The sequence below is a fragment of the Allobosea sp. NPDC003192 genome, from assembly GCF_050275675.1.
GTDB lineage: Bacteria > Pseudomonadota > Alphaproteobacteria > Rhizobiales > Beijerinckiaceae > Allobosea.
This window is the reverse complement of the sequence record NZ_JBNNPK010000002.1, coordinates 180,657-192,290: the sequence shown is the minus strand read 5'-3', so window position 1 is coordinate 192,290 and position 11,634 is coordinate 180,657. Positions and strand designations below refer to the sequence as shown.

Sequence of the window (11,634 nt, the reverse complement as noted above, 5' to 3'; positions counted from 1 at the left end):
TGAAGGCTCAGGCTGGCCAGCGTAACGGCCGGCGCGCCTTCGCCTACTTTACCACGAAGCCGTGGGCGAACGGGTCGCGGTCGTCGATGAAGATGGTGTTGTAGCCGGTCATGCGGGCCCAGCCGGCGATCGAGGGGATGATCGCCTGATGGTTCGCCACCGTCGTCGCCGCCTCGACCCGCCCCTTGAACAGCGAGCCGATGATCGACTCGTGCACGAACTCGTCGCCGACCCCGAGCTTGCCCTTGGCGGCGAGCTGCGCCATCCGCGCCGAGGTGCCGGTGCCACAGGGCGAGCGGTCGATCGCCTTCTCGCCGTAGAACACGGCGTTGCGGGCATGGGCGCCTGATTGCGTCGCCTTGCCGGTCCACTGGATGTGCGACAGCCCCCGGATCTCCGGATGCTCCGGATGGACGAATTCGTATTTCGCGTTCAGCGCCGCCCGCAGCTTCGGCGACCAGCCGACCAGCTCGCCGGCAGTATGGTCGGCCATGTCCCGGAAGTTCTTCTGCGGCTCGACGATCGCATAGAAATTGCCGCCATAGGCGACGTCGACGACGATCTCGCCGAGCCCCTCGACCTCGGCGGTCAGCCCTTCCGCATAGAGGAAGCCCGGAACGTTGGTGAGGCGAACCTCCTCGACGAAGCGGCCCTCTTGGCGATAGCTGATCTCGACCTTGCCGGCCGGCGCATCGATCGAGAGCCTGCCCGGCTCGCGCGGCGTGATCAGCCCGTTCTCGATGCCCATGGTGATCGTGCCGATCGTGCCATGGCCGCACATCGGCAGGCAGCCCGAGGTCTCGATGAACAGCACGGCGACGTCGCAATCGGGCCGCGTCGGCGGATAGAGGATCGAGCCCGACATCATGTCGTGCCCGCGCGGCTCGAACATCAGCCCGGTCCGGATCCAGTCGAACTCGCGCAGGAAATGCGCCCGCTTCTCCAGCATGGTCGCGCCTTCCAGGCGCGGCCCGCCGCCTGAGACGAGACGGACCGGATTGCCGCAGGTGTGGCCGTCGATGCAGGAGAAGGTATGGCTGGCCATGGAGCAGAACCTTCCTGAGGCGTTACGCCCGCTTGAAGTCATGTCGGCTTTTTGAATACAGCAAGTATGCAGATTTGCAACGAGCGGAACGCGCACCATGACCGACACGACGATCCTCAGCATGGAGGCGCTGACGCGCCGGATCGAGGCGGTCTTCCGCAAGGGTGGATTGTCGCCGCTTCATGCCGCGGCGCTGGCCCGCGTGATCGCCGCCGGCGAGCGCGACGGCTGCAAGTCGCATGGCGTCTACCGCGTCGAAGGCTGCCTGCGCACCATCAAGGCCGGCAAGGTCTCGCCTGACGCCGAGCCGGTGCTGCACGATGACGGCTCGGCCGTGCTGCGCGTCTCGGCGGGCGGCGCCTTCTCCTGCGCCGGCTTCGAGCTCGGAGCTCCTGCTCTCGCCGAGCGAGCCAGGAAGCTCGGCCTTGCCGCTCTGGTGATCAACGACTGCACGCATTTCTCGGCGCTGTGGCCGGAGGTGGAGGTTCTGGCGGGAATGGGCGTCGCCGCGCTGGCGATGTGCCCGAGCTACGCTACCGTCGCGCCTTCCGGCGGAACCAGCGCCCTGCTCGGCACCAACCCGCTCGCCTTCGGCTGGCCGCGCCAAAGCGGGCACCCTTATGTCTTCGACTTCGCTACCAGCGTCGCGGCGCGCGGCGAGATCGAGCTGTATCGCCGGGCCGGCAAGCCCCTGCCCGAGGGCTGGGCGCTCGATTCCGCGGGCGAGCCGACCACGGACCCGACCGCCGCGCTCGCCGGGGCGATGCTGCCCTTCGGCGGGCACAAGGGCTCGGCGATTTCGACCATGATCGAATTGCTGGCCGGTGTGATGATCGGCGACCTGACCAGCCAGGGCGCGCTCGATTTCCTGGGCACCACGACGCTGGCGCCGCAGCATGGCGAACTGATCCTGGCGTTCTCACCCGAACGCTTCGCCGCCGGCCGCCCCGGCGATCCCTTCGCCCGTGCCGAGATCCTGTTCGAGGCGATCGCCGGACAGGGCGCGCGCCTGCCTTCGCAGCGCCGCTTCAAGGCCCGCGAGGGCGCGCTGGCGGAGGGGATCACCCTGACCGCCGCCGAGATCGAGCAGCTCGACCGGCTGGAGGCGCTGGGGCTCAACGCTGTGTCCTGACAGCAAAAAGGCCCTCCCGTCGCCAGGAGGGCCTGCCCTGAGCAATCCTCAGGCGGCGTGCCTGAGCGCACCGGCCTGCTTTGACCACTGCGCATACCAGCTGTCGAACAGCTTCAGCTGCGCCTCGACATAGCCGCGCTGGCTCTCGCCGAGCACATCGGTCGGGTTGAAGTGCAGCGTATATTCGGCGTCCCCCTTCAGCACCATCATGTGCTTGAAATAGAGGACGAGCTCCGGCCCCTCGTCGAAGGAGGAGAGCACCGCGAGCGCCGCCTCCAGCTCGAGCGCGAGGCGCCGCGCCTCGACATCGCCCTTCGCCGCCGCCTGGCTCAGGCTGACGAGGTGCAGCACCTCCCTGGGCAGCACGCAGCCGATGCCGGTGATCGCGCCGGTCGCGCCGCAATTGACGAAGCCGTGGAAGACGCAGGTGTCGACGCCGATCATCAGCGAGACGTCATCGTCGCGGCTGGTGATGTTTTCCGCGGCGTAGCGCATGTCGGCGCCGCCGCCGAACTCCTTGAAGCCGACCAGGTTGGGGTGCTCGGCCCGCAGCGCGAAGAACAGGTCGGCGCGGGTGGCGAAGCCGTAATAGGGGCTGTTGTAGATCACCGCCGGCAGATCGGGCGCCGCCGCGAGGATCGCCTTGAAATGGTGGCGCTGCGCCTCGACCACGGAACCGCGCGACAGCACGCGCGGGATCACCATCAGGCCCTTGGCACCGATCTTCTGGGCATGGGCGGCATGAGCGACGGCCGAGGCGGTGTTGACCGCGCCGGTTCCGACGATCACCGGCACGCCGGCCTTCACCAGCGCCTCGACGCCTTCCATGCGCTGCGCATCGGTCAGCAGCGGCCAGTCGCCCATCGAGCCGCAATAGACCACGGCCGACATGCCGGTGGCAATCAGCTCCTTGCCCTTGCGCACCAGCGCCTCGAAATCGGGGCTGCGGTCGTCCTTGCAGGGGGTCATCAGCGCCGGCATGCAGCCGGAAAAGATCTGGGCCTTCATCACGCGCTCCTCGGGCTGGCGTTTCCACGGGCGGCCTGTCGCGCCGCCTCGATCGACAGACATAATACTATTTGTATTTTATTTGTCGACAAGAAAAACTACGACGCAAGAACTCGCCGTTCCGGGACGTCACAGACGGCTCCGGAGTGGCGAAAAGGCGAGGTTTGGGGTGCGCGCTACAGCGCCAGCGTCTGGCGCCGGTCGCGGGCGATCAACTGCTGGATCTGCTGGACGATCTGGTCGGCATGGGCCTTGGCCAGCCGGTCGGCGCCCTCGACGTCGCGGGCCGCGATCGCCGCGATCATCTCCTCATGCTCGGCGACATAGCGTTGCGGCAGGCGATCCTCGAAGGAGGAATAATAGAGCCGCAGGATACGCCGCCCCTCGTCGAGCAGGCGGCAGAACAGCCCGGTGTAGTAGGGATTGCGCCCGGCCTCGGCGATCGCGGCGTGGAAATCGCGGTTGGTCGCGATCATGGCGAGCGCGTCGTGGGCCTCGACAGCCCCGGCGAAAGCCGCCTGCCGGGCGCGGATGACGTCGAGATCGGCCGGGACGTGGAACTGCGCCGCCAGCCTCGTGGTGACGCGATACATCAGCGTGATCGCGTCGAAGAAGGTGTGCAGGTTGAGGAAGTCGATATTGGACACCACCGTCGAACGGTTGGGCAGCGTCGTCACCAGCCCTTCGCTCGCCAGACGCACCAGCGCTTCGCGGATCGGGGTACGCGACATCGACAGCCGCTCCGCCAGTTGGATCTCGTCGATCGGGCTGCCCGGCGGCAGCACGAGGTCGATGATGTCGTCGCGCAGGATGTCGTAGACGAGCTTGACGCCCTCGCCCCGCTTGCGCTCGGCCGGAGCGGCCATGGTCTTGTCGGTCATGTGCAGTCCCTTGTCGACATGACGAATACAGCCCCACGGAGGTCGCGGCAAACAGCCTTACATCATCGTTTCATCGATCATGCACGATCGGTCATTGACGATCGTTGGCCTTTGAACGATAAGGGCCGTCAAGGGAGGAGACTGGAGATGATCCGCAAGCCCGTGCTGGCGCGCGTCGCGCTGGTCGATCAGGTGACGGCGCTGCTGATGGAGCGCATCCTCGATCGTGACTATGCGCCCGGCGAGAAGCTCAACATCGATGCGCTGTCGCGCGAGTTCGCGGTCAGCGTCTCGCCGATCCGCGAGGCGCTGACGCGGCTGGCGGGGCTCGGCCTCGTCGCGGCGGCGTCCTTCACCGGCTTTTCCGTCGCACCCGAGCCATCACGCGACTGGTTCGAGCAACTCCGCGACTTCCGCATCCTCAACGAGGGCTGGGCCGCCAGGCAGCTCGCCCGCAGCCGCGATCCCGATGCCATCGCCCGCATGCGCGAGAGCATCGCAGCCATGGCGGCGGCCCCACCACAGGGGCAGACATCGGACTATGTCGGCGCCAGCCAGGCCGACGAGGCCTTCCATGAGGCGATCCTGACCGCCAGCGGCAACGAGATCCTGGCCCAGGCGGTGCGCAGCCTGCATCCGCACCTGCACCATGCCCGCCTGTTCAGCCGCATCCCGCACGATATCGGCCCGATGCTGGACGAGCACCGCGCCATCCTCGACGCAATCGAGCGCGGCGACGAGGACGGCGCGCAGGCCGCCGTCGCGGCCCATCTGACGACCTCATGGCGTCGCTACGGCAGCTGGCATGCCGACCAGCCGAACGCGCGCTGAAATATCCCGACAAGGAACCCCGGAATGGCCAAGATCGTATCCGTCGACGTGCTGCAGGCTGACCTCAAGCCCAAGGTCAAGCGCACCGACGCCGTGCAGAGCTTCGAGCTGCAGGAGACGCCGCTGGTGCGCATCACCGATGCCGACGGCGTCACCGGCACCGGCTACAGCTACACCATCGGCACTGGCGGCTCCTCGGTCTGCAAGCTGATCGACGACCATCTCGCGCCCGTGCTGATCGGCCGCGATGCCGAGGAGATCGAGGGGCTATGGCGCACGCTGTTCTACCGCGTCCACGCCACCACGGTCGGCGCCATCACCTCGATCGCGCTGGCGGCGATCGACACCGCGCTCTGGGACCTGCGCGCCCGCAAGGCCGGCCTGCCGCTGCACCGTCTCGCCGGCGGCGCCAAGACCGGCATCGACCTCTACTACACCGAGGGTGGCTGGCTCCATATGGACGAGGCCGAACTCGTCGACGAGGCCGTCAAGGCCAAGGAGCGCGGCTTCGGCGGCACCAAGGTCAAGGTCGGGCGCCCGCATGTCGCCGAGGACGTCAAGCGCCTCTCGGCCGTGCGCGACAAGGTCGGCTTCGGCTGGGAGATCATGACCGACGCCAATCAGGGCCTCTCGCTCGACGAGGCGATCCGGCGTGCCCGCCACTACGAGAAGCTCGACGTCGCCTGGTTCGAGGAGCCGATCCATGCCGACGATGTCGGCGGCCATCGCCGCCTGTCGCAGTCGACGACGGTGCCGGTCGCGGTCGGCGAGTCCATGTATTCGCTCTCGCAGTTCAAGGACTATCTCGAGGCCGGTGCCTGCTCGATCGTCCAGGTCGATGTCGGCCGCATCGGCGGCATCACGCCCTGGCTCAAGGTCGCGCACATGGCCGAGGCCTTCAACGTTCCGGTCTGCCCGCACTTCCTGATGGAGATCCATCTCGGCCTGTGCTGCGCCGTGCCCAACAGCCGCTGGCTCGAATACATCCCGCAGCTCGACCTCGTCACCTCCTCGCCGATCCGCATCGAGAACGGCAAGGCGATCCCGTCCGACCAGCCCGGCCTCGGCATCGACTGGGACTGGCAGGCGCTGGAGCGCACGATCGTCCATCGCAGGAGCCATGGCGCGGCCCCAGCCCTCAAGACGGAAGCCTGAGATGGCCGAGCTCACAGGACAGGTCGTCGTCATCACCGCCGCCGGCCAGGGCATCGGCCGCGCCACCGCCGAGGCCTTCGACCGCGCCGGCGCCATCGTCTGGGCGACCGACATCAACGAGGATGCGCTGGCCGCGATTAAGGCCGGGCCGAACCTGCAGCGCCGCAGGCTCGACGTGCTCGACGCCGCCGCCGTCACTGCCTTCTTCGCTGGGGTCGGCCGGGTCGACGTGCTCTTCAACTGCGCCGGCATCGTCCAGAGCGGCACGGTGCTGGAGGCGAGCGAAGCCGATCTCGACTTCGCCTACGACCTCAACGTCAAGGCGATGGTGCGCACGATCAAGGCGGCTCTGCCGGGCATGCTGGAGCGCAAGTCCGGCTGCATCGTCAACATGGCCTCGGTCGCCTCCAGCGTGAAGGGCGTGCCGAACCGCTTCGCCTATGGCGTGACCAAGGCCGCTGTCCTCGGCCTGACCAAGTCGGTCGCTGCCGACTATGTCGCCGAGGGCATCCGCTGCAATGCGATCTGCCCCGGCACGGTCGAGAGCCCATCGCTGCAGCAGCGATTGAGCGCACAGGGCGACTATGAGGCGACCCGCGCCGCCTTCGTCGCCCGCCAGCCGATCGGGCGGATCGGCACGCCACAGGAGATCGCCGATCTCGTCGTCTACCTGGCAGGCGCGACCTACACCACCGGCCAGGCCCACATCATCGACGGCGGCTGGACGATCTGAAGGCCCGACGACCTCACGGGCATGAGGCGACAGGAGGATTTCGCATGGGCCAGCCTTCTCGGCACGGAGGAGCGCGCTATCGCGCCGACGAGCTCGAAGCACTGGCGCGCAGCCTGCTGGAGCGTGCCGGCTTGCCGCATGACAAGGCCGGCGACATCGCCGAGGTTCTGGTCGAGGGCGACCTGCTCGGCAAGTCGACGCATGGCCTTGCCCTGCTGCCGCTCTATCTGCGCGAGATCGAGAGCGGCGGCATGACCGCTGACGGCGAGCCCGAGATCCTCCACGATATCGGCGCTTGCCAGACCTGGGACGGGCACAAGCTGCCCGGCCCCTGGCTGGCACGCCGCGCCACCGCCGAGGCGATCGCTCGGGCCAAGCGCTTCGGCCTCGGCGCCGTCGCGATCCAGCGCAGCCACCACACCGCCTGCCTCGGCGCCTATCTCCAGCCGGCGATCGACGCCGGCTGCCTGATGCTGCTGACATTGACCGATCCCGGCCACAGCAGCGTCGCTCCCTTCGGCGGCGTCACGCCGGTGCTGACCTCAAACCCGATCGCCTTCGGCGCGCCCGCGCCGGATGCGCCGATCCTGATCGACATGTCGACGGCGCTGATGACCAATGGCGGCGTCGCCGCCTTCCGCCAGCGCGGCGAACATCTGCCGCACCCTTTCCTGATGGATGCGCAGGGCCGCCCTTCCGCCGATCCGAACGTCATCGCTGCCGAGCCGCCCGGCTCGATCCTGCCGCTCGGCGGGCTGGAGGCCGGCCATAAGGGCTTCTCGATCGGGCTCATCGTCGAGCTCCTCACCGGCTGCCTCGCCGGACGCGGACGCGCCGAGGGCGGCGACGGCTGGAGCGCGGCGGTCTTCATCCTGGTGATGGACCCCGCCGCCTTCGGCGGCACCGAGAACTTCAACCGCCAGGTCGCGGTCCTGGCGGAGCGCTGCCATGCGGCGCAGCCCCGCCCCGGCTTCGACCATGTCGATCTCCCCGGCGCCAACGCACTCGCCCGGCGCGAGCGGCAATTGCGCGACGGCGTCCAGCTTTCCGCCGGGATCGTCGCCGGCCTCACCGAGAGCGCGGCGCGCTTCGGCCTTCCCATGCCGGCCGCCATCGCGTGATCCCGCGTTCGCCGGCCTTTCTTCCCACAGAACAACAAAGCTTCGAGGAAACCCCATGTCCCAGGCGATCGCGGCCGGAAAGTCACCGGCCGAACAGGCGAATATCCGGCGCGCCGTCACGGCGGCGACGATCGGCACCGTCATCGAATGGTTCGACTACGCGCTGTATGGCGCAGCCGCCGGCCTGATCATCAACAAGCTGTTCTTCCCGCAATTCTCGGAATCGGCCGGCGTGCTCGCCGCCTTCGCGACCTTCGCGGTCGGCTTCTTCAGCCGGCCGCTCGGCGGCATCGTGATCTCGCATATCGGCGACCGCTTCGGCCGCAAGCCGGCCCTGATCTTCACCATCGCGCTGATGGGCGCCTCGACCGTGGCGATGGGCCTGCTGCCGACCTATGCCCAGATCGGCATCTGGGCGCCGGTGCTGCTCGTCATCCTGCGGCTGCTGCAAGGCTTCGGCGCCGGCGCCGAATATGCCGGCGCGGTCACGCTCGTCGCCGAATACGTGCCGCCGGAGCGCAAGGCCTACTACACCGCCTATCTCCAGGCGGCGACCGTGGTCGGCATCATGCTGGCGACGCTGAGCTTCCTGCTGGTCTCGCTCTTGTCGGAGGAAACCCTGTTCGGCTGGGCCTGGCGCGTGCCGTTCCTGGCCTCCGGCATGCTATTCTTCGTCGCTCTCTACATCCGCAAGCATCTCGACGAGACGCCGGAATACGTCGCGGCGATGGAGAAGGCGGCCGAGAAGCGCCATGAGGCGCAGGTCCCGCTGCGCGAGCTCATCAGCAAGAGCCCGCGCGAACTGCTCTTCGGCTTCCTGTCGGTCACCGGTCATAACGCCAACGCCTATATCCTCAGCGCCTTCAGCCTGAGCTATATGACCAATACGCTCGGCATGACCCGCACAGACTCGCTGACCGCGGTGATGATCGCGACCCTGACCGGCATCGTCACGACGCCGATCATCGGGGCCCTCGCCGACCGCGTCGGGCATGCCAAGGTCTACCTGTTCGGCGCGGTCTTCGTGTTCTGCTACGCCTTCCCGATGTTCGCGCTGCTGGACACCGGGAACATCGTCCTCTGCACGATCGCCCTCAGCATCGGCTACGGCATCGGCTTCGGCGGGCTGGCGAGCGCGCAGGGCGCCTTCCTCGCCAACCTGTTCCCGACCCGCTACCGCTTCTCGGGCATCGCCATGACGCGCGAGCTCAACAGCGTCGCGATCGCGGGGCCGACGCCCTTCATCGCAGCCGCGCTCGTCACGGCCGGCGGCGGCAAGCCGACTTATGTCGTCGCCTATCTGATGCTGTGTTGCGCCGTGACGGCGATCGCCGTCCTCGCCGTCCGCTCGCGCTCCTATGAGCGCGGCAGCGAATGAAGTGACGCCTCGGCTGAGCCTGCAGTCGAAGCCGCAGGCTCAGCCCGCTTTCCCGGTCTACTGCCCGATCTGCCGGATCGCGATCTTGTTGAAGCGCGGCTTGGCCTCACCCTGCTGCTCGATCGCAACCTCGCCATTGCGGACATGGAAGCGGATCAGCGTCGAACCGGCGCCGCGCCAGTCGGCAGTCTCGCCATCGTCCTCGTAGAGCTCGCCGGACGCCCCTTCGACCACGCCGCAGACCAGCACCTCGCGCTCGGTGCTGATGCCCTTGGCATCGCCGAGCGGGATCAACGCTCCGGCGCGCACGAACAGCGGCAGCCGGCCGAGCGGCGCGGGAACCGTGACGGTGACGCCGCCGGGATAGTGCATGCCGTCATGCCAGTCATACCAGCCGCCCCCGTGCTGCGGCAGGTAGACGGCGCGCTCGCGCGCGCCCTCCTCCAGCACCGGCGCGACCAGCACGTCCGGGCCGAGCATGAAGACGTCGTCGACCGCAATGGCAGCCGCGTCCTGCGGGAAATCGTAGAGCAGCGGGCGCACGGCTGGGATACCGTCGCGGCTCGCCCGCCACATCTGGGTGTAGAGATAGGGCATCAGCCGGTAGCGCAGCGAGATCGCCTCGCGCACCTGCGGCACCATCTCCGGATACATCCAGGGCAGGTTGACGACGCCGTCATCGTTCCAGGAGTTCATCACCATGCGCGGCCAGAGCGCGCAGAACTCGTTGAAGCGGACGAACAGCTCGGGACCCGGCGTCGGGCCATGGAAGCCGCCGACATCGTGGCCGATCGAGAACATGCCCGAGAGGCTCATATTGAGCCCTTGGGTCAGGTTGTAGCGCAGCGTCTTCCAGGCAGTCTCGTTGTCGCCCGACCAAGTCTGGGCATAGCGCGAGATGCCGGCGCAGCCGCCGCGCGTGATCGAATACTGGCGCTTGCCCGGCTCGCGCGCAGCTTGAGCCTCATAGGAGAGCTTGGTCATCAAGAGCGGCTGCGCGGGGCGCGCCAGAGCCTGCCGGAAGGGCCGCCCGTCGCCGTCGCAGACCGCGTCCTCGTCCCAGATCTCGTATTCGTTGTTGTCGTTCCAGACCGTGGTGAAGCCGTGATCGAGCAGCGCCGTCTCGATGCCGGCGCGCCACCAGGCCCGGCCCTTCGGGTTGGTGAAGTCGATATGGAAGCCGAGCCCGTCCCAGAACTGCGCCACGGCAGGCTCGCCGGTCCTGGAATCCTTGACCAGGAAGCCCTGGTCGAGCGCTTCCTTGAGGCGTGGATGGTCGTCGAGCAGGCAGGGCTTCAGATTGGCGACGGTGTGCATGCCGGCCTTGTTCAGCCGCTTCATCGTCGCCAGCGGCTCCGGGAACTTGTCGCGGTTCCAGTTGAAGGCGTAGCGGCGCTGGCCGATCTGGGTGTAGCCCGAGCCGAAATGGAAGCTGTCGCAGGGGATGGCGTGCTTGCGGCATTTGGCGATGAAGTCGCTGATGCGGGCGTCGGCGTCGGGCGCATCGGCGATCGCCATCGAGGTCACGCCGAAGCCGAAGGACCAGCGCGGCGCAAAAGCCTGCCCGCCGGTCAGCCAGGAAAAGCGGCGGACCACATCCGGCACGGTCGGGCCGGCCATGACGTAATAGTCGAGATCACCATCGTCGCCTTTCCAGGAGCGGAACAGGCCATGATAGTTGTCGAGCGTGCAGCCGAGATCGACGCTGCCGGTCGAGAGGTTGTCGTAGAAGACGCCATGGGCACCCGCCTTCCCGTCGACGATGAAGAAGGGCAGCATCTTGTAGAGCGGGTCGGAGAGCTCGGCGTCGAAGCCGCAGGGGTCGACCGCGTCGATCGCAAAGCGCCGCCCCGTCCGGTCGAGCGGGCCGGCCTTGTCGCCGAGCCCATAATGCCGCTCGGCATAGTCGCGCGCCATGAAATGCGAGACCGCGCCGGTGCGCGGCGAGATCAGATAGGCCTGCGTCGTGCGGTCCTGCAGGAAGGGCTCAGCCTCCCCCTCGCGCCGCCAGGCGATGCCGAAGGGCGAGAGCGTCACTTCGGCGGAGAGACCGCCGGCCGAGAGCGTGACCTTGCCCTGTCCCTCGCTGACGCTCGCCTGCGGGCAGGTGAAACCGGAGAGATCGTCGCGCGGACGCCCTTCATAGGGCGGCTCGAGCCCGCCCGGCGCGATCGACCAGCCGCGGTCGAGCCGGTAACCGTCCTGCGGCTTCAGCGTCACCCGGCCGATATCGCCTTCGAGGATGCGGACGGCGATCGTCGCGCCGAGGCCGACATCGAACAAGGCGGCTTCGCCGTCGCGGCCGAGATAGCGGCCTTGCGTCAGGGCTTTCATGGGATCTCTCTAGTCA

10 protein-coding genes are annotated in these 11,634 nt (G+C 67.9%); 6 read left to right on the top strand and 4 right to left on the bottom strand.

The annotated features are described in order from the left end of the window. Positions 1–43 precede the first annotated feature (43 nt). Positions 44–1,045 carry a 4-hydroxyproline epimerase gene (locus tag ACQKLX_RS03650; protein WP_427359579.1) on the bottom strand — a complete coding sequence of 334 codons (1,002 nt, stop codon included), beginning with the start codon at positions 1,043–1,045 and terminating at the stop codon, positions 44–46. Positions 1,046–1,142: 97 nt separating this feature from the next. On the opposite strand from ACQKLX_RS03650, the gene ACQKLX_RS03645 reads away from it, so the two are divergent. Continuing rightward, positions 1,143–2,177, top strand: a complete 1,035-nt coding sequence (locus ACQKLX_RS03645; protein ID WP_427359578.1) for an Ldh family oxidoreductase — start codon at positions 1,143–1,145, stop codon at positions 2,175–2,177. A gap of 48 nt (positions 2,178–2,225) precedes the next feature. Here the strand turns inward: ACQKLX_RS03645 and ACQKLX_RS03640 are convergent, their stop codons facing one another. Together ACQKLX_RS03640 and ACQKLX_RS03635 are read right to left on the bottom strand one after the other, a co-directional pair. Then, positions 2,226–3,185, bottom strand: coding sequence for a dihydrodipicolinate synthase family protein (locus ACQKLX_RS03640; RefSeq protein ID WP_427359577.1), 960 nt, complete (start codon positions 3,183–3,185; stop codon positions 2,226–2,228). Positions 3,186–3,361: 176 nt separating this feature from the next. Beyond that, positions 3,362–4,066, bottom strand: coding sequence for a GntR family transcriptional regulator (locus tag ACQKLX_RS03635; RefSeq protein ID WP_427359576.1), 705 nt, complete (start codon positions 4,064–4,066; stop codon positions 3,362–3,364). Positions 4,067–4,213: 147 nt separating this feature from the next. On the opposite strand from ACQKLX_RS03635, the gene ACQKLX_RS03630 reads away from it, so the two are divergent. From ACQKLX_RS03630 to ACQKLX_RS03610, 5 genes are read left to right on the top strand one after another with little or no spacing between them, the layout of a single operon-like run. Continuing rightward, complete coding sequence (locus ACQKLX_RS03630) at positions 4,214–4,897, top strand: GntR family transcriptional regulator (RefSeq protein WP_326874649.1); 684 nt, start codon at positions 4,214–4,216, stop codon at positions 4,895–4,897. A gap of 24 nt (positions 4,898–4,921) precedes the next feature. Then, positions 4,922–6,052: a mandelate racemase/muconate lactonizing enzyme family protein gene (locus ACQKLX_RS03625; RefSeq protein WP_427359575.1), complete on the top strand. Its 1,131-nt coding sequence runs from the start codon at positions 4,922–4,924 to the stop codon at positions 6,050–6,052. 1 nt (position 6,053) lies between these two features. Continuing rightward, positions 6,054–6,785: an SDR family oxidoreductase gene (locus ACQKLX_RS03620; protein ID WP_427359574.1), complete on the top strand. Its 732-nt coding sequence runs from the start codon at positions 6,054–6,056 to the stop codon at positions 6,783–6,785. A 44-nt stretch (positions 6,786–6,829) separates the two neighbouring features. Further along, the gene (locus ACQKLX_RS03615; RefSeq protein ID WP_427359572.1) at positions 6,830–7,906 is read left to right on the top strand and encodes an Ldh family oxidoreductase; all 1,077 of its coding nucleotides are present in this window, start codon (positions 6,830–6,832) and stop codon (positions 7,904–7,906) included. A gap of 55 nt (positions 7,907–7,961) precedes the next feature. After that, positions 7,962–9,284 (top strand): MFS transporter, encoded by a 1,323-nt coding sequence (locus ACQKLX_RS03610; protein WP_427359570.1) that lies wholly within the window; start codon positions 7,962–7,964, stop codon positions 9,282–9,284. Positions 9,285–9,341: 57 nt separating this feature from the next. On the opposite strand, the gene ACQKLX_RS03605 is transcribed toward ACQKLX_RS03610, so the two are convergent. After that, entirely contained in the window at positions 9,342–11,618 is a 2,277-nt protein-coding gene (locus tag ACQKLX_RS03605; protein WP_427359568.1) for a glycoside hydrolase family 31 protein, read from the bottom strand. Positions 11,619–11,634: the final 16 nt, after the last annotated feature.

Bases quoted from the DNA above. Each gene is read 5' to 3' on its own strand.
- ACQKLX_RS03650 (WP_427359579.1), bottom strand. From the start codon at position 1,045: ATGGCCAGCCATACCTTCTCCTGCATCGACGGCCACACCTGCGGCAAT.
- ACQKLX_RS03645 (WP_427359578.1), top strand. From the start codon at position 1,143: ATGACCGACACGACGATCCTCAGCATGGAGGCGCTGACGCGCCGGATC.
- ACQKLX_RS03640 (WP_427359577.1), bottom strand. From the start codon at position 3,185: ATGAAGGCCCAGATCTTTTCCGGCTGCATGCCGGCGCTGATGACCCCC.
- ACQKLX_RS03635 (WP_427359576.1), bottom strand. From the start codon at position 4,066: ATGACCGACAAGACCATGGCCGCTCCGGCCGAGCGCAAGCGGGGCGAG.
- ACQKLX_RS03630 (WP_326874649.1), top strand. From the start codon at position 4,214: ATGATCCGCAAGCCCGTGCTGGCGCGCGTCGCGCTGGTCGATCAGGTG.
- ACQKLX_RS03625 (WP_427359575.1), top strand. From the start codon at position 4,922: ATGGCCAAGATCGTATCCGTCGACGTGCTGCAGGCTGACCTCAAGCCC.
- ACQKLX_RS03620 (WP_427359574.1), top strand. From the start codon at position 6,054: ATGGCCGAGCTCACAGGACAGGTCGTCGTCATCACCGCCGCCGGCCAG.
- ACQKLX_RS03615 (WP_427359572.1), top strand. From the start codon at position 6,830: ATGGGCCAGCCTTCTCGGCACGGAGGAGCGCGCTATCGCGCCGACGAG.
- ACQKLX_RS03610 (WP_427359570.1), top strand. From the start codon at position 7,962: ATGTCCCAGGCGATCGCGGCCGGAAAGTCACCGGCCGAACAGGCGAAT.
- ACQKLX_RS03605 (WP_427359568.1), bottom strand. From the start codon at position 11,618: ATGAAAGCCCTGACGCAAGGCCGCTATCTCGGCCGCGACGGCGAAGCC.